23 protein-coding genes are annotated in these 22551 nt (G+C 44.6%); 6 read left to right on the top strand and 17 right to left on the bottom strand.

The genetic code is table 11. From position 1 onward, the window contains the following. Positions 1-2 precede the first annotated feature (2 nt). Genes G458_RS0107960 through G458_RS0107935 form a run of 6 tightly spaced genes read right to left on the bottom strand, consistent with a single transcriptional unit; the run spans position 3 to position 6093 of the window. The gene (locus G458_RS0107960; RefSeq protein WP_026951436.1) at positions 3-437 is read right to left on the bottom strand and encodes a nitrous oxide reductase accessory protein NosL; all 435 of its coding nucleotides are present in this window, start codon (positions 435-437) and stop codon (positions 3-5) included. Between the two features lie 47 nt (positions 438-484). After that, entirely contained in the window at positions 485-1054 is a 570-nt protein-coding gene (locus G458_RS0107955; RefSeq protein ID WP_026951435.1) for a hypothetical protein, read from the bottom strand. 54 nt (positions 1055-1108) lie between these two features. Further along, complete coding sequence (nosZ, locus tag G458_RS0107950; RefSeq protein ID WP_026951434.1) at positions 1109-3067, bottom strand: Sec-dependent nitrous-oxide reductase; 1959 nt, start codon at positions 3065-3067, stop codon at positions 1109-1111. A 21-nt stretch (positions 3068-3088) separates the two neighbouring features. Continuing rightward, positions 3089-4864 carry a c-type cytochrome gene (locus G458_RS0107945; protein ID WP_051287125.1) on the bottom strand — a complete coding sequence of 592 codons (1776 nt, stop codon included), beginning with the start codon at positions 4862-4864 and terminating at the stop codon, positions 3089-3091. A gap of 25 nt (positions 4865-4889) precedes the next feature. Continuing rightward, positions 4890-5612 (bottom strand): iron-sulfur cluster repair di-iron protein, encoded by a 723-nt coding sequence (gene ric, locus G458_RS0107940; protein WP_026951432.1) that lies wholly within the window; start codon positions 5610-5612, stop codon positions 4890-4892. Between the two features lie 49 nt (positions 5613-5661). Next, the gene (locus tag G458_RS0107935) at positions 5662-6093 is read right to left on the bottom strand and encodes an RrF2 family transcriptional regulator (RefSeq protein ID WP_026951431.1); all 432 of its coding nucleotides are present in this window, start codon (positions 6091-6093) and stop codon (positions 5662-5664) included. A 425-nt stretch (positions 6094-6518) separates the two neighbouring features. Between G458_RS0107935 and G458_RS0107930 the strand changes: the two genes are divergently transcribed. The 4 genes from G458_RS0107930 (at position 6519) to G458_RS0107915 (ending at position 10525) form a co-directional block, all read left to right on the top strand. Beyond that, complete coding sequence (locus tag G458_RS0107930) at positions 6519-6956, top strand: RrF2 family transcriptional regulator (protein ID WP_026951430.1); 438 nt, start codon at positions 6519-6521, stop codon at positions 6954-6956. A gap of 66 nt (positions 6957-7022) precedes the next feature. Next, on the top strand, positions 7023-9359 hold the full coding sequence (locus tag G458_RS0107925) for a nitric-oxide reductase large subunit (RefSeq protein ID WP_026951429.1): 2337 nt from the start codon (positions 7023-7025) through the stop codon (positions 9357-9359). A 16-nt stretch (positions 9360-9375) separates the two neighbouring features. Beyond that, positions 9376-9825, top strand: coding sequence for an OsmC family protein (locus tag G458_RS0107920; RefSeq protein ID WP_026951428.1), 450 nt, complete (start codon positions 9376-9378; stop codon positions 9823-9825). Between the two features lie 352 nt (positions 9826-10177). Further along, positions 10178-10525 (top strand): hemerythrin domain-containing protein, encoded by a 348-nt coding sequence (locus tag G458_RS0107915; protein WP_245579246.1) that lies wholly within the window; start codon positions 10178-10180, stop codon positions 10523-10525. On the opposite strand, the gene G458_RS21645 is transcribed toward G458_RS0107915, so the two are convergent. From G458_RS21645 to G458_RS0107890, 4 genes are all read right to left on the bottom strand, one after another. After that, positions 10522-10725: an HPP family protein gene (locus G458_RS21645; protein ID WP_407636954.1), complete on the bottom strand. Its 204-nt coding sequence runs from the start codon at positions 10723-10725 to the stop codon at positions 10522-10524. The two genes, G458_RS0107915 and G458_RS21645, sit on opposite strands and share 4 nt — an antisense overlap. 313 nt (positions 10726-11038) lie before the next feature. Then, complete coding sequence (locus G458_RS20410; RefSeq protein ID WP_245579248.1) at positions 11039-11662, bottom strand: anaerobic ribonucleoside-triphosphate reductase activating protein; 624 nt, start codon at positions 11660-11662, stop codon at positions 11039-11041. 43 nt (positions 11663-11705) lie between these two features. Beyond that, the gene (locus tag G458_RS22090; protein ID WP_274670942.1) at positions 11706-11786 is read right to left on the bottom strand and encodes a hypothetical protein; all 81 of its coding nucleotides are present in this window, start codon (positions 11784-11786) and stop codon (positions 11706-11708) included. A 73-nt stretch (positions 11787-11859) separates the two neighbouring features. Next, the gene (locus tag G458_RS0107890; RefSeq protein WP_026951425.1) at positions 11860-13980 is read right to left on the bottom strand and encodes a ribonucleoside triphosphate reductase; all 2121 of its coding nucleotides are present in this window, start codon (positions 13978-13980) and stop codon (positions 11860-11862) included. Positions 13981-14459: 479 nt separating this feature from the next. Here G458_RS0107890 and ric (G458_RS0107885) point away from each other — a divergent pair, with 479 nt between their 5' ends. Both ric (G458_RS0107885) and G458_RS0107880 read left to right on the top strand, forming a co-directional pair. Continuing rightward, a complete protein-coding gene (gene ric, locus G458_RS0107885) occupies positions 14460-15188 on the top strand; it encodes an iron-sulfur cluster repair di-iron protein (RefSeq protein WP_026951424.1) in 729 nt (242 codons plus the stop codon). Positions 15189-15197: 9 nt separating this feature from the next. Next, the gene (locus G458_RS0107880) at positions 15198-16301 is read left to right on the top strand and encodes a hypothetical protein (protein ID WP_026951423.1); all 1104 of its coding nucleotides are present in this window, start codon (positions 15198-15200) and stop codon (positions 16299-16301) included. Positions 16302-16678: 377 nt separating this feature from the next. On the opposite strand, the gene moaCB is transcribed toward G458_RS0107880, so the two are convergent. The 7 genes from moaCB to G458_RS0107845 form a co-directional block, all read right to left on the bottom strand. Next, the gene (moaCB, locus tag G458_RS0107875; protein WP_026951422.1) at positions 16679-17590 is read right to left on the bottom strand and encodes a bifunctional molybdenum cofactor biosynthesis protein MoaC/MoaB; all 912 of its coding nucleotides are present in this window, start codon (positions 17588-17590) and stop codon (positions 16679-16681) included. After that, the gene (locus tag G458_RS0107870; protein ID WP_026951421.1) at positions 17591-18838 is read right to left on the bottom strand and encodes a pyridoxal phosphate-dependent decarboxylase family protein; all 1248 of its coding nucleotides are present in this window, start codon (positions 18836-18838) and stop codon (positions 17591-17593) included. 16 nt (positions 18839-18854) lie between these two features. Beyond that, positions 18855-19460, bottom strand: a complete 606-nt coding sequence (gene mobA / locus G458_RS20405; protein WP_084438837.1) for a molybdenum cofactor guanylyltransferase — start codon at positions 19458-19460, stop codon at positions 18855-18857. Positions 19461-19668: 208 nt separating this feature from the next. Further along, positions 19669-21162, bottom strand: a complete 1494-nt coding sequence (locus tag G458_RS0107860) for an MFS transporter (RefSeq protein WP_026951420.1) — start codon at positions 21160-21162, stop codon at positions 19669-19671. 24 nt (positions 21163-21186) lie between these two features. After that, positions 21187-21441 carry a DUF6755 family protein gene (locus tag G458_RS0107855; protein ID WP_026951419.1) on the bottom strand — a complete coding sequence of 85 codons (255 nt, stop codon included), beginning with the start codon at positions 21439-21441 and terminating at the stop codon, positions 21187-21189. Positions 21442-21452: 11 nt separating this feature from the next. Continuing rightward, positions 21453-21959 carry a QcrA and Rieske domain-containing protein gene (locus tag G458_RS0107850; RefSeq protein WP_026951418.1) on the bottom strand — a complete coding sequence of 169 codons (507 nt, stop codon included), beginning with the start codon at positions 21957-21959 and terminating at the stop codon, positions 21453-21455. A 14-nt stretch (positions 21960-21973) separates the two neighbouring features. Then, entirely contained in the window at positions 21974-22546 is a 573-nt protein-coding gene (locus G458_RS0107845; RefSeq protein WP_026951417.1) for a 4Fe-4S dicluster domain-containing protein, read from the bottom strand. Between the last annotated feature and the right edge of the window lie 5 nt (positions 22547-22551).

Genomic DNA, 22551 nt, shown 5'->3' with positions numbered 1-22551 from the left:
CATCACTTAAATTGAGTGGTTAATTCTCCCCATGCGAGGTACACTCCGCCATTTTTGGCTTTATATTCTTTCAATAATTGGTAGTCCGGAAAGGCAACTACTTCGGAAGCCATGGGAGTTTTGAATTCCGGAGATTTGAGGTAATGGGCGACATTGGCATCCAGCAAGGTGCCTGGATTCAGGTAGTCCATGACGAGGATATGTTTAAAGGTCTGGCCTTTGCCCTCCTCAGAATCCATGTAGCCAAGCATACAGTTGACATCGTCGAAAATGAATATTTTCCCTTTCTCTGTGACCAGTTCTGCTCCAAACTTTGGATCCATCAGGGTCATTTTGCAATGGTGACAAGCGTCCTGCCCTAGTGCAATCGGACGTGGGTCGGCACTGCAAGCCATCAGTATCAGAATTGGGATCAAAGCAATCAGTAATCGTTTCATGGTCAGGTGGGTTAAATGAAAGTTTTATTTCAGCAGGTGGATGAGGTTTATTTTCCTTTCCAATCCAGGAAAACAGCCAATACCAAGAGGCCCATACCCCCCATCAAAATCCAGCTACCGGTATCAGGACCGGAATAGGCCAGAAAGTTTAAGAGTTGTTTATAGCCAATCAGAGGTGGCTGGTAGCTCATTCCGTCGACTTTGATAGCAGCCTTTGGGTCAAGCTCATGGCCATATTCATAGCCCCAGAGGTACATATCCACCAGAATAGCAATGCCAAAGGCAGAAAGAAGCCCCAGAAAGGAGTATATCGACCATCTTTTGCCAACTAGGAAAAAGATCAGTCCTAACCCAATCATCGCCCCCATCACATACTTCAGGTAAGTGAATTCAGGGAACATCTCTACCCCGATATGCTTCATTCCGATGTAGTGGTTGACGCCGTTGATCTGGTCCACATTACCACTAAGCTGGTCGATCCAAATCTTCATATTCAGACCCTCAGGATATTGAGGAGCCCAGAGGCTAATCTGCCAAAGTGGAGTGAAATACGCAGGGATCAAAGTCAATACTGCCAGTAAAAGCAATATCCGATTGGTGAGGCTGAGGGATTTCATAATCAATTTTTGAAAATCGCCGGTGGAGATTCCCACCGGCGAAAGTGGATGGTTTTATTCAGAGGCTCCTGTGGAGTATTTCAGCGGAACATTTGATCCTTTTGGCGAAACTCTCAGATAGCCCTGCATCTCTTGGTGCAGCGCCGAACAGAAGTCGGTACAGTAGAATGGGAACACCCCTACCCGATCCGGGATCCATTTCAGCGTAGAAGTCTCTCCTGGCATAATCAAGAGCTCTGCAGTATTGGCACCTTTGATTGCAAATCCGTGAGGCACATCCCAGTCTTGCTCCAAGTTGGTGACGTGGAAGTAAACCTCATCCCCTACCTGTACCCCTTCGATATTGTCAGGTCGGAAGTTGGATCGGATGGAAGTCATGTACACGTGTACTTGATTGCCTTTTCGCTCCACTCGGGCATCATTGATTCCTTTGAGGGCATAGGGGCTGTGATTTTTTTCGATGGGATAGAATTTCACCTGACGGTCTTTGATCAAAGAGGCAGGGAAAGACTCCGCATAGTGGGGTTCACCGATGGTCGGGAAGTCGAGAAGCAGCTGCATTTTATCTCCCGAGATATCGTAGAGCTGAGCTGAGTGGGCCAATTCGGGACCGGTAGGCAGGTATCGGTCTTTGGTGATTTTGTTGTAAGCTACCAGATACTTGCCATGAGGTTTTCCGGTAGGTCCACCTGGGATACTCAAGTGACCTACTGAATAATAGGTAGGCGCTCTATCCAGCACTTCAAGGGTTTCGATATTCCATTTCACGATCTCTGAGGATACAAACATGGAGGTATAGGCATTTCCTTTTCCATCAAATTCTGTGTGCAAAGGACCTAAACCTGGTTTTTGGACTTCGCCATGTAGTACTGATTCATATTTCAACACCGGCATGCCCTGGATGTCTCCTTCAAAATCTTTCTTTTCGATTGCAGCCAGCATTTTGGTGAATGAGAAAACTGGAATGATCGCCGCCAACTTACCTGAACCGATGATGTATTCTCCAGTTGGGTCGGTATCAGTGCCGTGTGGAGACTTTGGACAAGGGATGAAATAAACGATGTCTTTCAGTACAGTTGGGTCCAAAGTCAACACCTCTTCCATGATCGTGGAGGTGGCAGAATGGGTTTCTTCATTCCATTTGTTGTGAGCATACCTTGCTTTTTTCTTGGTGCCTTTTCCTGCTTTCACATATTCTTCTGCTTTTTTCCAGTTGACCGCCATGATAAAGTCCTTATCCTTTTGCGAAGCATTCACTTCCAAAAGCGTATGGGCCATTTCGGTATTGTAGGTGGAGAAGAAGAACCAGCCATGAGATTTATTTTTACCGGCTCGAGCCAAGTCAAAATTGAAAGGAGGTGCTTCAATCTGGAATGAAAGATTCATTTCTCCTGTCTCCTGATTCACCCCGATAAAGGATATATACCCTTTGAAATTCTCCTTGTAGGAGTCAATGGACACGTCCTGATTATCCCCAACGGGCACAGAGAAACGGGTACCCGCTACTACATACTCGGTGTTTTGAGTAATAAACGGAGAGGAGTGGTTACCGGCAGAATTAGGTATTTCTATGATTTCCACCGTCTTGAAGCTGTTCAAATCTACCCTTGCAATCCGCGGGGTGTTGTTTGCATTTCCAAATGCCCATCTGGCATCATGTTCTGCATTGGTTGTGGAAATGGCAATGTGGTGCAAGTCATCCCAAGGCACAAAGCCGTTAGCGGTGTTGAGCATGGGCTTGGATTGTTCAGAATATCCCCATCCATTTTCCGGGTGAACGGAGAAAACAGGGAGAATTTTCAATACCCGACCGGAGGGAAGACCTACGACGGACATTTGACCATTAAAACCACCAGAGACGATGTTGTAAAACTCATCATGCTGTCCTGGCGCTACATAGACCTTGGAAGCTGCATCACCTGTGATGGCACTTTGGGCTCCTTTGGGCTTACATCCGGGCGCTATTGCTGCCGCAATCAGACCTGCAGCAAGTAGCCATTTGTTTGTTTTCATTTGGATTTTAGTTTAACTGGGTTATTTCACGGCAGCATCGCGCTGGCCTGCTTTTTCTTCATCATTTTTTCTCATAAACTCTAGAATACCTCTTGCATCATCCATGGAGATATTTTGATTTGGCATTCTGGTAAGACATTCTTCCAGAAGCTTTTGTGCTTCGGGGTCTTGGTCCAGCATCACGTCCACATTGGTTATCATATTCATGATCCATTCCGGACGACGTCGGTTGGTTACTCCTTGGAAGCCGGGACCGACCAGTCGCTTGTCATTTAGCTGGTGACAGGCGGTGCACTTCATGTCCACGATAGCCTTTCCCTGGTCAGCCAAGGAAGCGTCGACGCCCGATCCGAGATCAACAGATTTTATTTCGCCTATCCCTTTGGGATCCGCAGCGGGCGCAGCGGCTTCAGCAGGGGAACCCGATTCGGAAGAGGAAGTCTGAGATTCGCTTCCGCCACCACAGGAGGTCATCAGCATCGCTACGATGCCCATTGACCAAATCATTACTTTTTTCATAGTTTCGACATTGAGTTGATTAGAGTTGGGATACTTTAAGATGGATTGAGGTTGGACATATTTTTCAGAAAACAGACTGATAAAGGACAAGGCAAGACCTAAAGGGAAGAGGGCGGAAAAAACAAACAGTCCCAAGTGATACCATGAAAGGTATCCCCACTGCATCCAGACCATAGTGCCTTGCCCAAAGAGCAGAAGTTCGGTCCCCAGAAATCCTCCCAAAATGAGGCTCCATCCAATTTTGGAAGAAAGCGTGGAAGGAATTCTGCCTTCTTCCATGGCTAAGCCCCCTATTCCGAAAGTCATTGCTCCCAACATAACCAGATGAAGGAAGCCGATGACATACAGTCGGATGGTATAAGAAATCACAGCAACCTCCGGAAATACCAGAAGAACCTGAAGAATTGCCTTTGCAACCAAGCTCCCCAAAGCAAGAACAATCAGCATTTTGGGAAAGGGCTGAAGGAAAAGCCCGGGAAGAATCTTTATGATTTTTTGAAGAAGGAGGAAGTACGCCAAGGCTTGAATCAAAACCGCCAAGGAATTGATCCAGAAGAAGATTGGTGATGGTTCCGCCCAGGTAATTGCTAAGGCAAAAGTCAAGAATACAGAACCTATTAAAAGCCCTTGTTGAATGCTGGAAATTAAGATCTTAATACCTCTTTTTTCTGCAAAAAAAACGATCAAACCGAGCGTGCCGAGTACAAACCAAGCATTGAGCTGGAAGTGCAAAAACCACTGAATGGTCATGAAATACATTTCATGCATTCTTCCCAAAGTGGCCGTCACAGGCCCCAAAGCCCATAGGCCTAAGGTTGAGATCAGATACCCGATCAGAGACCATCGAATCAGCCGAATTCCAGTGGTGTTTTCTTTTTGCCCAAGGGTCTTCCAAAGCTTGAAGATGAATGCATAAGAAAGGAGCACAAACAAGGTGGAAAAGGAAATACTCACTACTCCATAGCCCTGCACTGGGAAGGAGAACAACATTCCGAGTAGGGAAACCAGCAAGGCGATGAATAGCCATCCGTATTTTTTTCCAAAGTTTTCCTTTCCTTCCAGCTCAAATATCATGGTTCCGATCAGCATCATAAATCCCCATCCCAAGAGGGCTATATGAGAATGGGTATGGAGAATATGACGGTATTCGAGAACAGGGATTTCCACGATGTGAAATGCTCTCATGGTCACCCCCAAAAGCGCAGCGATCAGGAAAAATCCTACCGCCCATCGGTTCCAGATGCGAATAAAGAGCTCGTTTGGTTTTGAAATCCTCATGATATTCGAACTAATAGGACTTTGTTTATGAAGCGTTTAATTCTGAATAAAGCACCATAGCTTTTGGAAACAACACATTGTTTTCCAAGTGGATATGGGTATGTAAATCCTGCTCAAACTCCTGCAGCATAGAAAATGCTACCCGGTAAGTTTGACAGGCATCCGCTGGCGCAGTATAACCTTGTGTCAAGGAGTCAATTCTTCGAAAACGCTCCCCTTCCGTGTCATGCTCTTCTTCCATCATGGATATCGGGTTTTCGATATGTCCAAAATGTGGCTTTGAAAGCGGGAAGCTGTTAGTTTTGGCTTCTTCCATCGCTTTGATGTAAGGGAAGAGCACAAATTCCTCCTTTTTCATATGGATGGTTAGCGCATCTGCGGCTTCGAAAAACTCTTGGCGGATGAGAGTTAATTCCGGATGACGGTCTCCGTGAACCCGCTCTATTTTTTCAAGGTAAAATTTCAAGGCAGGAAGAGTCTCTTCGACATACTTATGATGGACATTGACGATATGGTCAATCAATTGGCTGAGAGACATTTCCTGATAGGGGCTCTGATCCGCCACTTGCATGATTACTTCGAGCTTTTCGACCACCTCTTCCAGGTTAAGCCCTCTTGTGCTGCAGGCATCGGATAGTTTGACTCCTCCTTTACAGCAGAAGTCTATTCCATATTCTGTAAATACCTTGGCAGTCCGGAAATTCTCTGCTACAATTTTGCCTACTTTTTTGTCTGTGATAGTTGCCATTTGATTGGAATTTAAAGGATGTTTTTATCTTTTATATTGGTAAATTTTTTTAGGTTTTCAAGAAGCTTATCCCCGTTTGAATCCCAAGCGCCATATCCTGAAGCGTAGTGGTCATCATCATGCCAGTCAGGTGATCCCGGATAGCTTTGAACTTATGATGCACCGCGCAGGGATGTGACTCCGAACACTCCTGAAGTCCCAATGCACAGCCCACGAAGATCGAATCCCCGTCAATGACCTGCACAATTCTATAAAGAGGTGATTTTCTGCCTTCTTCGCTGATTTCAAATCCTCCATTTGGACCTTTAATGGAGAGGAGTAAGTTTTCTCTTACCAATGTTTGGAGGATTTTAGCAGTAAAAGCTTCCGGAGAATTTATCGCAAAAGCAATGTCCTTGATGCCAGCACGCTCCTTGCCTTCCGGTAAAGTGGCCAGAAAAACCATGGAATTGATTGCGTATTTGCAGGCTTTGGAAAACATCTTCGCGCTGATTGATGACTCAAATGTAATGGAAAAATAATAAAAGATAAAAATATCCTGTAATATTTTTTTATTAGAAAATAAATCCTTCTTTGAACAGCCTACAACGGAAATGTATTGGGCTTGGACCAATTGGTTAATTAAGAGTATCAGGCTTGTTGATTTCGGATATATTCTCCAATGAGCTTATTTACTCTTTTTGCTTTTCCATCTGGCAAACACCAAAATAAAAGAGACATTTGGGGTCAACTCCGGTAAAAACTCAATCAGATCAGATCAAAAACTCTATTTTCTAAATTGAGAATAAAATCACCATTGGCTTATCAACTAGGATCTCTTTTAAGAAATCATGTGATTTTAAATTCTCTAAAATTTGAATTTTCGATTTTACTTCTCTTATTTCGGACTTATTACTCTTAATTAAATTGAAAGCCCTTTCCCAAGTCGGTAAATATGGCCTTCGTGCCCTGCTTTATCTGGTCGCTTATCCTCCGGAAAATCAGTACCTCAGTATCCGCCAGATCTCGGATGACCTGGGATTGTCATTCCATTTTGTCACAAAAATCTTCCGTGAATTGACCGAAAAGGGAATTCTGCTATCCTACCGTGGCCCTTCGGGGGGAATCGCCCTGGCAAAACCTGCAGAAGAAATCATGCTGATCGATGTGATCAAAGTTCTTGAAGGCGAAGACTTCTTTGACAAATGTCTTCTTGGCCTCCCCCATTGTGGGTCGGCCAAACCCTGTCCAGTTCATGAGTTTTGGAAAGAGGTCAAATCTCAACTCCAGGAAAATTTCTCTAACACCAGTCTAGCACTTTTGGGTGAAAAAATCCGAACCCAGGAAGTCCGGCTGGATGAATGAAATTTTTTTACATCTAATTAAGATTAAATACTCTTAAATATGAAATAACCTTTTACTCAAAAAACTATGAATACAGAACCCAGCTTTCTGACCTACTTAATGAAGCCCAAAAACTGGTGGCTCCCCTTCTTACTGATCTTTACAGTGAGCATTAGCGGTCTGATCTTCATTGGATATCAGACTTACAATGAAGCACCTCCCATTCCTGATTATGTGGATTCTGAGGGTAATATGATCATCTCCCAAGCTGAAATTCTGGCAGGACAGGAAGTGTTTCATCGGTATGCACTGATGGAGTATGGAAGTATGTTCGGTGACGGAGCACTCCGGGGACCTGACTTTACTGCCCAAACGCTCCACACTTTGGCTGAGTCGATCAAGGAGTTTTATCGGGTCCAATCACCTTTAGACCCTAAGCCTTTTGAACTTGCCGGAATCGAGCAAATGGTTAAAAATGAAATCAAGAAAAACCGATATCAAACAAGATCCAATCAAACTGAACTTACGCCAGCGCAAGTTTTTGCAGTCAGTGAAATCAACACTTTTTACCAGCGAGTTTTTCTTGATCCGGAATTTCACGAAGCATTCAAGCCAGCAGGATATCTTACTGACCCTAAAGAAATCGAAGACCTTAGTAAGTTTTTCTATTGGGGGGCTTGGGTATGTAGTGTGGCTCGACCGGGTGAAACCTACAGCTACACCCACAACTGGCCCTTTGACCCTGAGGCTGGAAATACCCCCACAGCATCTACCGTTTTATGGAGTATGCTTGGTTTGTTTGGACTTGTCCTAGGCCTTGGGGCTGTAATGTATTACTACGGACAATTTGAGCAGTTGACGGAGGAGTATTATGCCAAAGGAGCTTCCGAAATGGTCACAGAGGAAAAAGTAAGATCCTTCCGCCCTACACCTACCCAACGAGCAACCTTTAAATTTTTCTTCGTAGCAATTCTTCTATTTTTCATTCAGGTACTGGCTGGCGTTCTGACCGTTCATGATTTTGTCGGATTTACCTCTTTTTTCGGATTAGACCTGCAAGCTTTATTACCGGTGACGATTTCCCGAAGCTGGCATGTTCAGATTTCACTTTATTGGATTTCAGCCTGTTGGGTAGGGATATCCTTTTTCATCCTCCCGATTTTGGCCAAAGGAGAGCCTAAAGGTCAACTCAAGCTTATCAATTTACTATTCGCCATTTTCTTTGTGCTCGTGGCAGGTTCTTTGGTCGGCATTTACTTGGGACCTATGAATATGTTGGGAAGTCTTTCCAGGTGGCTGGGGCACCAAGGGTGGGAATTTGTAGAGCTGGGCAGATTGTACCAATATATGCTCTTGGCGGTTTTTGCGCTATGGGCCGTGATTGTCTATCGGGGATTGAAAGGTGTAATGGCCAAAGCCAAGCCCTGGGAACTGCCCAATTGGCTGGTCTATGCCGTGGTATGTATCTTGATTCTGCTGGTATCTGGCTTCGTGGCCAGTCCAGAGACCAATTTTGTAGTAGCGGATTTCTGGAGATGGATGGTAGTGCACATGTGGGTTGAGGCATTTTTTGAAGTGTTTACCACGATCATTGTCGGCTATATGATGGTGATGATGGGCTTGGTCAACCGACAGGCCGTGACCAAGGTAGTCTATCTCGCTGCCTTGCTGTTTTTGGGCTCGGGTTTATTGGGTATTTCCCACAATTTCTATTGGAATGCAAAACCTGTTGGCACTTTGGCCTTAGGTTCTGTTTTTTCTACCCTACAGGTTGTGCCTTTGATTTTGCTGACCTTGGAAGCTTGGCGAATGCAACGAATGCCACAGCTTTTGGCCAAAAAAAATAATGAGAGCGGCCGATCCTCCCTGTTCGCAATGCCCGGAGTGTTTCTTTATCTCTTAGGAGTAAACTTCTGGAATTTCTTCGGCGCAGGAGTTTTTGGATTGATCATCAATTTACCAATTGTAAATTATTATGAGCACGGAACCTACCTCACTGTAAACCATGGACATGCCGCACTGATGGGGGTGTACGGTAATCTCTCCATAGCCGGGATTCTTTTTGCCCTTCGCTACCTAGTCCAGCCAACCAGCTGGAATCCACAATTGGTCAAATTATCCTTTTGGTCCATCAATCTGGGCTTAGTATTTATGGTGGTATTAGATCTTTTCCCTGCTGGAATTCATCAACTTTTTACGGTTATGGATCAGGGATACTGGTTTGCACGATCACAGGATTTTATTCAAAGCACTCCCTTTCAAACTATGACCTGGCTAAGAATTGTTGGCGGGTCGCTCTTTCTCTTGGGAGGCGTCATTCCATTGACTTGGATGGTCATAAAAAGCTCCCGTCAACTCAAATATGAGCAACCCTTTGTTCTCAACCGTTTTCATCAGGAACGCAAAGAAATGGAATTACATTAATCTAACCCCCTAATTTATGCATGAACCTACTCACGACTATGCCGTCAATCTCGAATGGAGCTACGGAAGAATTGGGCAACTAAGCAGTCCCGAACTTGAAACCCTTATTGAATGCGCTACCCCACCGGAATTCCCCCATGGAATACCGGGCATTTGGTCTCCTGAGCATTTGTTTACTGCCGCGGTAAGCTCTTGCCTGATGACAACTTTCCTTTCGGTAGCCGATCATTCCAATCTGAAATTTGAAAAGTTTACTTGTCGGGCTACAGGTACGCTGGCTAAAAAAGAGGGGAAATGGATGATGACCGAAGTGCATCTCTTCCCCGAACTCACGCTGAGCCCTGGAGAAAAAGAAGAGCGAGGTCTTAAAGTGTTGGAAAAGGCCGAAAAAGCCTGCCTGATTTCCCAGTCAATCCAATCAGAAATCAAAATGATCCCTACGATTTTGCAGCTCGAGCTTTACTGATTTCAGTTTGTTGCAAATGTCAAGAAGAGGCTGTCTCATTAAGCGGCTTGTCACATTTAGAAAAGTCGGGATAAAGTTCTATTCACTGAAAATAGACTTCAACTCCGCTCAGACTGACACATTCAGCCCTCTTGAGAGAGCCTCTTTAAAAACATTAATTTCAATAACTCTCCCAAAAATTCCTTCTTATGACTAGAATTGGTTGGCATCCTAATGAAAAAAGAAAATAACCACAAATAAGCCCCTCAAGCGCCACCCGGCTCTCCATCATCTCAGCCATGACCACCATCAGGGCTTATTACTCTGTTGGAAAATCAGGCAGGGATTCAAACTTGGCATTGACCCCGAGCGGATGAAAGTCTATTGCGAATGGTTTTGGGAAAATCACCTACAGGCCCATTTCGAAGAGGAGGAGAAACTGATTTTCCCCATTCTGCCTGAGGATAACCCGCTTGTCAAGCAAGCCCTGAGTGAGCATAAGCGCCTGAGACGGCTCTTTTCCGATTGGGAAAATGTCGAAAAAACCCTCAGGCAAATTGAAGAGGATCTGGAAAGACACATCCGATTTGAAGAGCGGATTCTATTTACCGACATTCAGGAAAAAGCCACTTCCACTCAACTGGATGCTATCGCAGCCCAGGAAGTGCGGGAAAAATTTGTGGAGAATGGGGAAGATCCTTTTTGGGTAATTGCCACTTAAAGCCTCTTCCAAAACCAGATTTTATCTGAATAGCTCAGCTCCCGGATGTTCACATCATAGTAGGAATAGAGACGGTTTTTCGACAGGTTATTGATCAATACCGAGGAGAGAAAAAGTGTCAAAGCACCTGTCATCAATGGGTTGATCATATAGAGATACCCCATTTGTCTGACTTCCACTGACCCGATATTGGCGATCAGCGCAGTGGCTCCCCAGGATGAAGGGATTTGGTTATTTCTTAGCCAAAATAGTCAAGGAAACAGCCAAAGGAGGAGAAATCCTAATGGATTCAGTTCTCCAAAAGAGTATTTACACACTTCCGAAGATCAATTTTTCGGACTGGGCTGCTTACCAATTAGTCATACCAAAAGGTAACACTGAACTGGCTCTAAAACTTGTTTAGTGTTCTTTTCCCAGATAAATGCTTCACTCTTTGGATTTCTGTCTATAGTCGAGCCAAAGTAGTGTAAAAACAGCTTTAATAATCCGCAATTTGGGCTTCACTTCGAAAACTCAATTCCTCCACACCCCCACCCTGCTTTTTAATCCTGGCTTTTTGCTCTCACCCAAATCGCCAAGAGTCTGCTTATCTCCCCGAAAAGGCTGCAAGTAATAGCTTCCGAAATAGCCTTTCCCCCTTAGCCAGGTGTTCATGGCATCAAGGTCGGATGTCCTCAATTGCTCCGAATGAACTGTAGTCCGAACCTCTAAGGGAACGGAAGACGAGACTATGATTTCCAATGTTTTCTCGAAAGCCAAAAACAAATCAGAGCGGGTAACTTCCCAATACTTTTCCGGTAAAGATTTAAAATCAAGGGCCACATAGTCCAGCAAATCTTCGGTAATTAACTGCCCAATTACCTCAGGCCGGCTGCCGTTGGTGTCGATTTTCACCTCAAACCCCATCTTTTTCACCTCCCTGACAAATGGAATCAACTGAGGATGCATCGTGCATTCGCCTCCGCTGAACACCACCCCATCCAGCAAGTGACGGCGGCTTTGCAGAAATTCCCTGACATGAGCCCAACTCAGCTTGCCTTTGCCAAGGACGATCTCGGGATTGTAGCAGTAGCTACAGCGCATGTTGCAGCCGGCAAACCAAAGGATGCAAGCTGTGCGATCCGGAAAATCCAGCATTGTAAAAGGGGAGATACTGAAGACAGGTCTCCCCTTTTCCAGGCTATTCGACGAAATGGGTGCGCTGCTTGTGTTCACCTTTTTTTCCTATGTTAAAACTCTCCACGGGACGGTGGTAGCCCATCACGCGGGTGTACACGAGACATTTGGTGCGCTTTTCTTCATGCTGATCGAGGAGCGCTTTGGTTTGGATCGGTTCAGTGCTTGTCTGCATAGTTTATTGGTTTTTGGTTAAGTGAATTGAGTAGATCTTCATCGCAATGCGGGCAGTATTCATGTTCGCCGTTGAGGTATCCATGTACAGGGCAAATACTGAATACCGGAGTGACGGTGATGTAAGGCAACTTGAAGTTGGAAAGCACCTTCTTCACCAGTCGGCGACAAGCCTCAGGCGAAGAGATTTTTTCCCTCATGTACAGGTGCAGCACGGTACCTCCGGTGTACTTGCATTGGAGTTCGTCCTGTAGCAACAGGGCTTCAAAAGGATCGTCGGTATAGTCCACCGGGATTTGGGAGCTGTTGGTGTAATAAATGTTTTCCTCCATTCCAGCCTGGATGATTTCGGGGAAGCGTTTCTTATCCTCTTTCGCAAATCGGTAAGTGGTACCTTCTGCCGGAGTAGCCTCGAGATTATAAAGGTTGCCGGTTTCTTCCTGGAATTCTTTCATGCGATTTCGAATGTATTCAAGGAGCTCAGCGGCAAAATTTTGTCCGAAGTGGCCGGTGATATCTTCTTTTCCCTGGGAATAATTCAGAATCATTTCATTCAAACCATTCACTCCGATGGTCGAAAAGTGGTTTCGGAAATGCTTCAGATATCGTTGAGTGTAAGGATAGAGCCCACGGTCGTACATTTCTTGGATGAAAACCCGCTTTTTTTCCAAAGTGGATTTGGAAATCTGCATTAGGTAGTCTAATCGCTCATAAAGCCCTGCCTTATTTCCGGAGTATAAATAACCCAAGCGTGCCATATTGATCGTCACCACCCCGATACTTCCGGTCATCTCGGCACTTCCAAAGAGCCCATTTCCACGCTTCAGCAACTCCCGTAAATCGAGTTGAAGGCGACAGCACATCGACCGAACCGCATTGGGCTTGTAGGCATTGGGGTTTTCTATCTTTTGGCCCTTCTCATCCACCGTATATTGACTGCCTATGAAATTTTGAAAATAAGAAGAGCCTATTTTGGCCGTGTTTTCAAACAGCAAATCCGTATTGGGTCCGTACCAATCAAAGTCTTCGGTGATATTGACCGTAGGAATGGGGAAAGTGAAAGGCTGCCCATTCGCATCTCCTTCGGTCATAATCCTGTAGTAAGCCTTGTTGATCAGCTCCATTTCGGGTTGGAAATGCTTGTAAGTAAGTTCTTCCAGGGAATTCACTCCCCGCTTTCTCGCCTTTTCCATCAACAAATCAGAATCGATCCCCTGGAATAGATGCAGGTCACTCTTGGTCGGCATCTGGTCTTTCAGATCCTCGGGAACTACCCAGTCCAGTGTCACATTGGTGAAAGGCGATTGACCCCATCTCGCAGGAACATTGAGATTATAGACAAAAGAACGAATGGCTTTCTCGATCTCCTTATAATTGAGCTGGTCCTTGAATACATAAGGTGCCAAATAGGTATCAAAAGAACTGAACGCCTGTGCTCCTGCCCATTCACTTTGGAGGATCCCCAGAAAATTAGCCATTTGCCCCAAGGCTTCACGAAAATGCGCCGGTGGACGGCTTTCAACCCGACCCCGGACTCCATTAAATCCTTCATTGAGTAAGCCCCTCAAGCTCCAGCCTGCACAATAGCCCGTCAAGCAGTCCAGATCATGAATATGTATGTCCCCATTGCGATGAGCATAGCCTTCCTCCTTATTGTAAACCTTGTCCAACCAATAGTTGGCGATGATCTTTCCGGCCACATTATTGACCAAGCCGGCATTGGAGTAGGAAGTATTGGCGTTGGCATTGATCCGCCAGTCAGTCTGCTGGATATATTCTTCGATTGTCTGGGTACTGTCCACATAGGTGGTGTCCTCGTTGAGTCCAGCCACATGTTCACGCTGGAGTTTTCGGGTATGACGGTAGAGCATAAAGGACCGCATGACCTGAAAGTAACCCGTCTGAAAAAGCTCCTTTTCGATCAAATCCTGAATCTCTTCAACCGCCCAGGTGGTCTTGGAAGCCAAACTGCCGAGTATTCGATCAAAAACTACCGAATCATAGACTTCTGATACACTATGAAAGCCTTTTTTCAGGGCATCTTCAATTTTAAAGGAGGCAAAGGGCTCATATTCTCCATTTCTTTTGATTACATATTGTTCCATATTTCATCTTATTAAAGGATTTTTATATCCTTTAATATTGAATAAAAAACGAGCCAGTCGGAAAAAATCGGAACTAATAATCCTTAGGTTCCGAAATGATATTTATCATAGATTTTTTACCGGAACAAGTTGTCCTCAATTCATTGTAGAAAAAAATGAATTGGGCAGTACAAGAACTTGAGTAATCAACAAGCTAGAAAAATCCTTCTAAATAGTAATTGACGGCTTTTTTTCAAAAAATCAAATAACATTTTGATAGCGATTGAATTCAACATGATTGTCCTCTATAGAATTTAACAATATTTCTCCAGAGGAATCCATCCAGCCCTAAGTCTAAGAAGCAAAACATCTCCCAAATAAAGGAAAAATAATAGCGGATATTTTTGTCTTTTTATAATCGATTTGTAGTTTTGTTTATGAATCCGGGACGTCGTCCCTTTTCTTAACTTCAAAAAGAGGACAATAATATCCTTTATTATATGAAAAACATCGCAGAACTACCCATAAGCGAAATAGTCTCAAGGGATTACAGAGCTGCCCTGGTATTCCGGACTTTCGGAATAGATTTTTGTTGCAAAGGAGATCAGACAATTCAGGAGGCATGCACTCAAAAAAAGGCAGACCCTCACCTTTTGTTTGAAAAACTTATCGAAGCATTCACCAAACCTGCTGAGGACCACTTCGATTACAAAAGTTGGCCTTTAACCCTATTGGCGAACTATATTGAAAATAAGCATCACGCCATGCTCCGGGAACGGATTCCACTAATCCGGAAATTCCTCAAGCGAGTCGTCAAAGTTCACGGCGCCCATGAACCTCAACTCAAAAAAATCAAAGCCCTTTTTGAAGATTCCACCGAAGATTTAAAAAGACATTTAGAACAGGAGGAACTGATAGTTTTTCCGTTCATCCGCAAGATTTGCACAGACGAAGAGAGAAAAAAACTGCTTTTGAGCCCCAATTTCCAGAAAATCCGAGAATTGATCTACCAATTAATGGAGGATCATTCTCAAGAAGGCGCGTGTTTGGAAGAGATCCGGAGACTTTCAAATGATTACAATCCTCCCTCTTATGCCTGCAACACCTACAAAGTGGCCTTTGCATTACTTCAGGAATTTGATGTAAATCTTCAGAAGCATATGCACTTGGAGCATAATATCTTATTCCCCGAAGCCATTTCCTTGAAGCCTGAGCAGAGCATAAACTGATTATAAGAAATGATTCCCTCCTCATTCAAGGCCTTCTACCTGCTCCCCTTTATTCTTTTGGGTTTGGTGGCCGGGATATCCGGAGGCTGGATCAGGCTTGGCTACCCAGCAATCCCCCTTGCCGAAGCCGCAAGTCAACACGGATTGATTATGACGGGTGGATTCTTGGGAACTTTGATTTCTCTGGAGCGGGCCATGGTCATGGCAAAAAAAACATGGCTTTTGATTCCTTTTCTTACCGGGATTTCAGTTTTCGCTTTTCTCCTTGGCCTCTCTGAGGTCGGTTTGCTCCTATTGACCACAGGGTCTCTCGGGCTAAGCTTGATTATGCACCTGCAAACCCTGAAGCACCCAAAATTTCACTCCGCGTTGCTGTATGGAGGCGCTGTCTCCTGGTTTATCGGCAATTTTCTTGCATGGCAGACCGGATTGATTGCGGCGGGAAGTACTTGGTGGATTGGCTTCCTCCTGTTTACTATTGTGGGCGAAAGGCTTGAATTGAGCCAGTTTTTACCAGTCCCGTCCTGGTCACAAAACGCCTTAAAATCCCTCCTTGCCCTATTCACAGTGGGCTTAATCGTTCCCTTTCACGCTTGGGGCAATGAGATTATGGGAATTTCAACCCTCTTGATTGCTGCATGGTTGCTGGTTTTTGACATGGCAAAGGTGGCCTCACGCAAAGCTGCCCAATTCCGCTATATCGGGATTGGATTACAGGTCGGATACTTATGGCTGGGGATTCATGGCTTGATTTTAATGGGAATGGAAAATCACGCCTTATACTACGACTTGATGCTTCACACCTTCTTTTTGGGATTTACTTTTTCCATGATTTGGGCACATGCTCCGATTATTTTCCCCACAATTTTTGGGATCCGGGAGACCCCTTATCATCCGGTTCTTTGGATCACTTGGACCGGTTTTCAGCTTAGTCTTTTGGGAAGAATTGTGGCGAGTATCCTCGGTGAATATGAGCTTCGCAAAATATTAGGAGTAGGGAATGGATATTTGATTTTGATTCAGTTTGTGCTGATGGCAGGAATCATTATCTGGAAAATCCGCAAAGGTGGTACTTCCAACCAATCTGGAAAAAGAAGTCACAGAAGAGGATAAAAAACACTTCAATTTCACAACTCTAGGCCTAAAACTTGGCTTCAAATTGCCCTTATCCTATTCATCTTCCTAAACGGAATGGGATATACACTGATTAAGATTCACTTTTTCCTGGACAGAGTGCAAATCACTGTTTTGTATTGTGTCAATATAGAAAAGCCCGAACTTGAATGTGATGGTTTAACATTCTACGGCAATTAATAGCAAGAATCTCAAGCCTAAAAAATCCCCTTGTTTTCCAACCAACTGATCCCTGTGGGAGAAAGCGTCATCAGCGCACCAGGCCGAAACTATTTTGTAAGGGTCAGCTTTAAGTTCCCTTAATAAAAAAAAGCAACCTGCCAAGACTTGAAAACCTTGGCAGGTTTTAGTTTATATCAATCATGTCTAGCCCCTTCCATCACTTTGAAAATGTGAAGAATGGAAGGGAAAACTGCATCCATGGATTCTGAAGCTCCATTGGTCGAACCAGGAAGTCCTAGCACCAAGGTATCTCCGATCAATCCTGCCACGGAGCGGGATAGCATGGCATATGGCGTACGCTGCTGTCCGTAATTTCGAATAGCCTCTTCAATCCCAGGGATTCTCCTTTCTAATATTTCCTCCAAGGCCTCAGGTGTAATATCTCTAGGTGATAGGCCTGTTCCTCCGGTAAAAATCACCATATCCATTTGATCACTTACCTGCTGAGAACAAAGCTGTTGGATTTGTTCTTTTTCATCAGGTATGATTTGGTAAACGGGAACTTGAACTCCGACTTTTTCCAGTTTTTCTTTGATCACCAACCCAGCGAAATCTACTTTTTTTCCAGCTGAAATAGAATCCGAACATACGATCACAGCAGCTCGAAGGGACTGCTCGAGATCTTTTTTGCGATCGGACTTCCCTCCTTTTTTTTCCACCAGCTTGATTTGCTCAATAGTCACTCCTTTGTCTATAGGCTTGAGCATATCGTACATGGTCAGGGCTACCACGGAAGCTGCATGCATGGCTTCTACCTCCACACCGGTCTTGTAGATGGTATGAATTTCAACAAAAATGGTTACTTCCATAGCTCCTACTTCATAGCTGACAGAAGTAAACTCCACCGGTAAAGGATGGCAATCTGGAATCATATCTGCGGTCCTTTTGGCAGCGAAAAGGCCCGCAACACGGGCACACTCGAGCACGTCGCCCTTTGGAACGGTTCGGTTTTGAATGGCTTGGATGGTTTCAGGAAGACTGACTTTGACGATCGCCTGAGCAATCGCTTTTCGCAGGGTGTTGCTTTTATGCGTGATGTTGACCATTTAATTTGAACTTAAACTCCGGGAAGATACCATATCCTGAATAAAATCCTTCAAATGCTCAATCTCCACATGATCCATCAGCACAATCTTGAACCATTGATTAGACTCGTCATGAGACTGAGGGACAAGGTTGTATTTGTGAGCGACATCCTCCGGCACACATTCGGAGCGAATGGTGACAATGTTCATTTCCGGTTCCCGGAAATAGGTCACACCCATTTGGTCCAATTGCTTGCATAGCCAATTGGTCCGCATCTTGATTACGGAGATTTTTTCATACCATTTATGGGGACCATAGGTGGTGAGTATTACCCAAACGGCCACGGCATTTGCCCCGGAACGACTCCCGCACAAAGTGAGATCCATCCCTTCCACATATTTAGCCTCTGAGGTCAGTACATTTTCAATAAGCCCTTTTCGACAGACGAAAATCCCTGTTCCATAGGGTGCTTGAAGCATTTTGTGAGCATCGATCGTGATCGAAGCAATATCAGGATTAGAAAAATTGATTTGGTTTTCAAACTCACCAAAAGGATACACAAATCCACCGTAAGCACCATCTATATGTAATCGAAAGGGTAACTGCTCCTCTTTCAGGATTTTGGTAAAAACCTTAGGGTCATCCACAGAACCAAACATGGTGGTTCCCATATTTGCCACGACAATGAAATACTTTTTCCCTTTGGAAAGGCTGGACTTTATACTTTCCCGAACTATATCAGTGGCCAATTCCCGGGTATTGGGATCTACCGGAATTTTCTCCCAATCCAGCATCAGTAGGTTGGCGGCCTTGGGAATGGAATAGTGGGTGTCTTCCGAAGCTAAAATGACAACCTCTTCCGGTTTTGCTCCAAACCTCTGGATGAATTCATTCCTGTAAATCCAGATCGCCTGAATATTGGCTTCTGTTCCACCCGGAGAAATATATCCGTCAAACTGCCCTTCTTCTATCTTGAACAAGTCCACTGCAATCATACTGAGAACCTCTCTCTCCATATCCTGAGTACCTCGGAAGGCAAACTCAGAAGTTCCAAACGTATGACAACCAATATGATTGGGGTTTGCGATATAGGTGCTCAACACTGGCATTTCCCGGAGGAAAAGAGACTCGTTGGTGAATACTTTTTCATCCAGTCTAGAAGCCGGATAGCCAAGACTCGCGTCTTTAGAAAAATCCACATTATCCTTTAATGCTTGATGCACCCGGACGAGCCGTTCCTCTGCGGTGAGCTTTTTCCAAAATTTCATTTTAATCTCCATGGTTTCATGATATGGGTTTAACCTCAGATTCCAACTTCTCCCAAAGCATGATATCACCTGGAGAATTGAAATTTGCAAATTCTTCCTTGGGAGAGGAGGAAATCTCCTCCAGACTGAGCAAGTGATGGTCTTGTTGAGCTATAAAGCTCTGAACACGAAGTTCATTGACCGCCAAACATCGTGATAATTCAGGAAGAAGGACCTTGGAATAAATCCCAGGAAATGGGTAAACTTTTCCCTCCAATCTCCCAACCGTAAGTACTTTTTGGGCCTGATAAATCAAGTTCCATAAGGTATCTGGAGCTATCAATGGGCTATCGCAACTGAGAATCAAAGCATGGCTGGACTCACAATGAATAAGCGAGGTATAGATTCCTCCCAGCGGACCTTTTTCTGGAACCAAATCCTCAACAACTGGTACTCCAAAATGCTGATAGCCGGGGTGGTGTCCGACAATTGTGGGATGGAAATCCAAACCCGACAAGACTTCCAAAAGGGGTTGAATCATGGGCTTCCCCCGGAAGAGCGCCAATCCTTTTTCCTGTCCCATCCTAGAACTTTTGCCTCCCGATAGGATAAAAGCAGTAATAGATTTAGAAGGGTTAAACATGTGTCCTTTTATTAAATCCTTACACCGATAAACCGGTATTAGAATTGAGTCTAAGCATCAACATCAAATAGGCCCAATCCTGATTATTTTTTGATTGGTATTCACCATGAGTCAAATAGTACCCATTTACTGAAAACTGAGCAATTGAAATCGGAGTCAAACACCATGTTAGAAGGAGAAGTAAAATTCTTCTGAACATTTTAAGGGCTTAATGGTGATCGATTTTATCTGCGATATCGGGAGCTTTGGATTGAAGCATTTTTTTAATCACGGAAGACATCCACACCAGGCAAAGGATGGAAATGCCTAGCATCAGCATCCAGCTGCTTGTCCAAAGTCCGGTTCCCTCCAACAAGTATCCGAATATAATGGGGCAGAAAAATCCGCCTAGGCCTCCTATCACACCGACCATCCCTCCCACGACGCCTACCTCATTGGGGAAATAATCCGGAATAAACTTATATACCGAAGCTTTACCTATCCCCCAAACAATCCCAATGACCATGGTCAAGACCGCAAATACCCACATATTTGCCTCAAAATTGATCCGAGTGACGCCTTTTACAACTAGTTGCTTTTTCTCTACCATGTCACCAGGCATGACGAAAGGCTCTTGCCAAGAAGACTTTTGAGGTAAAATAGGCGTGATTTTAGGTTGGGTTTGCTGTTGGGCAGTTTTAGGAGAAAACTGATAAATCTTACCGCTCTCCATTTCTATTGCATTGGCGGTCACCTCTTTGACTACTCCTTTTTGGGTGGCATTAATTCCCTTACCTGGGGAAAAGATTTCCATTTTAGGAATCATCAATAGGGCGCTTATGGCAATCGACCACTTGAACACTCCTACCATAACTCTTCTTGCTCCAAATTTATCACTCATCCAGCCACCCAAGGCCCTGATAACTCCCGAAGGAAGGCTAAACAGCGATGCAAAAAGACCTGCAATCACCAAACTTGTCCCGTAAACATTGGTGAAATAAGGAACCAACCATTGTGAAAATGCTACAAAACATCCAAACACCAAAAAGTAATACAGCCCAAATCTCCAAACGCGAATATTGCCCAAAGGCTTAAGAGTCTGTGAAAGCGTCCGGGTAGAAACGGCCGGTTTTTTATTTTTAGCCAAAAGGGCAAACAATAAGGCCATGATCACCAGCACTGCGGCATAGATCACAGGAAGTGTTTTCCAGGCCTCCGGATTCCGCCCATTTTCTGTAAATGTATTGAGCAGGGTTGGTGCCAGCAAGGTAGTAATGGCCGCTCCGGCATTTCCTGCCCCGAATATCCCCAGTGCCCGACCTTGCCAATGTTTGGGATACCAAACCGATGTATATCCAATTCCGACCGCGAAACCCGCCCCTGCCAGACCAAAGCCAAAACTCATCACCGCATACCAGGCAAATGAATCAGAAAAACTGAGCAAAAACATCGGTATGGCAGTCAGGAGAAGTAAACCTACAAAAACCCATTTCCCACCATATTTATCAGTTAAAATCCCTAGCGGAAGACGCATGATAGATCCGGTTAAAATGGGTATTCCCAAGAGCCAACCAATTTGAACCTGGCTCCAATCAAAGATGCCATTGTCCACTAGGTAAGTCACCATAACCCCGTTAAAGGTCCATGCTGCAAAGCAAAGCGTAAATGCCAGGGTGTTTAGAATTAAAATCCGGTGTGAACCGGAAGGGATAGCTTCGTTCATGACCTGGGGAATTGAAGTTGGGTTTTACTTTTTCTTTGAATTTTTGATCGGTTCGGGTAGATACCTCAATAGCCAAAAAGAAGCAAAAGCAAAGGCCAAAGAGCCTACTGCGGTGGTGATTGCAAAATTGAGATTTTCCTGGAGGGCATTATTGAGCGCCCCAAAAAGGAACCAAATCTGAATGGTGACAAATAAGATCAACAAGAGTATGATCCCAGTCAGGAGGATATTGGTCTTATTGGGATGGGCTTCGTTTTGGGACTGTCTAAAATCACTCATAAGATCGGGGATTAGGTATTTTGGGCTTTGACGAATACTTGGCCTTCACGGATGACCACTTCTAGTTGTGGAAGTGGCCGAGGAGGTGGCCCTTGGATCACATTTCCAGTCCGGGGATTGAAATAGCCTTTATGGCATGGGCACTCGATCTGCCCGATATCGTGACGGTACTTTACCGCACAGGACAAGTGAGTGCATTTCTGTTCAAAAGCTCTCCACTCCCCTTCCCCTAGATTGATCAGTAGGTATGGAATTGTCTTTGAGCCTTGAATTTCAAACTGAAAGGATTCACCTTCTGCTACCTCTGACTCTAGACAAATGGGATGTTCTCCTACTAATGGTTTTTCAGGAAAAGCAAGGGACTTTACCACTATTGCGGTATTGCCTACTGCCAATGCCCCAGAAAGTAAGGTTAGAAACTTGGCAAACTCACGTCGGGAAACGTGGGTAGCTTCTTTTTGCTGAATCGGGAAATCCTGCTTCCATTGCGGGATTTCTTCGCGGTTATCTTTGGACATGCTTCAGGAATATTTTAAGGGTGAATGCGCAACTCGGTACTACCTTTCGGCATCATGATGTTGACTTTGGTATTGACTTCTTCTTGCCCAAATAAGAATTTACTTACTGGAGTACTATTAGGCCGGAGCTTTTCGATCTCCTCTCGAGTCCCATAGAAAAGAGCTTGACTTGGGCAAACTGTGGCGCACATTGGCTTTTTGCCAGCACTGGTACGGTCATAGCACATGTTGCATTTCATCATGAGCTCGGCTTTTTCTTCTTTCTTGGGCACTCCGAAGGGACAGGCTAGCACGCAGTTGGAGCAACCGATACAGCGGGAGGTATTGGCGGTATGTACCACTCCAAAGTCATCTTTTGTAATCGCATCAGCCGGACAGACATTAGCACAAACAGGATCCTCACAATGCATACATACCTGCACGGTGGTCTGTACTGAGACTGCTCGCTCCACATAATGAATATGGATCATGCTTTCTTGTCCATTAGTTTCACACTCTGCGCAGGCCATTTCACAGGCATGGCAGCCGATACAGCGCTGCATGTCTATGAAAAATTCCATCTGCTGATTGTATTGAGGGTTTTGCATGGTTA

The organism is Algoriphagus mannitolivorans DSM 15301 (assembly GCF_000429425.1).
GTDB lineage: Bacteria > Bacteroidota > Bacteroidia > Cytophagales > Cyclobacteriaceae > Algoriphagus > Algoriphagus mannitolivorans.
This window is presented reverse-complemented; position numbering and strand designations above follow the sequence as displayed.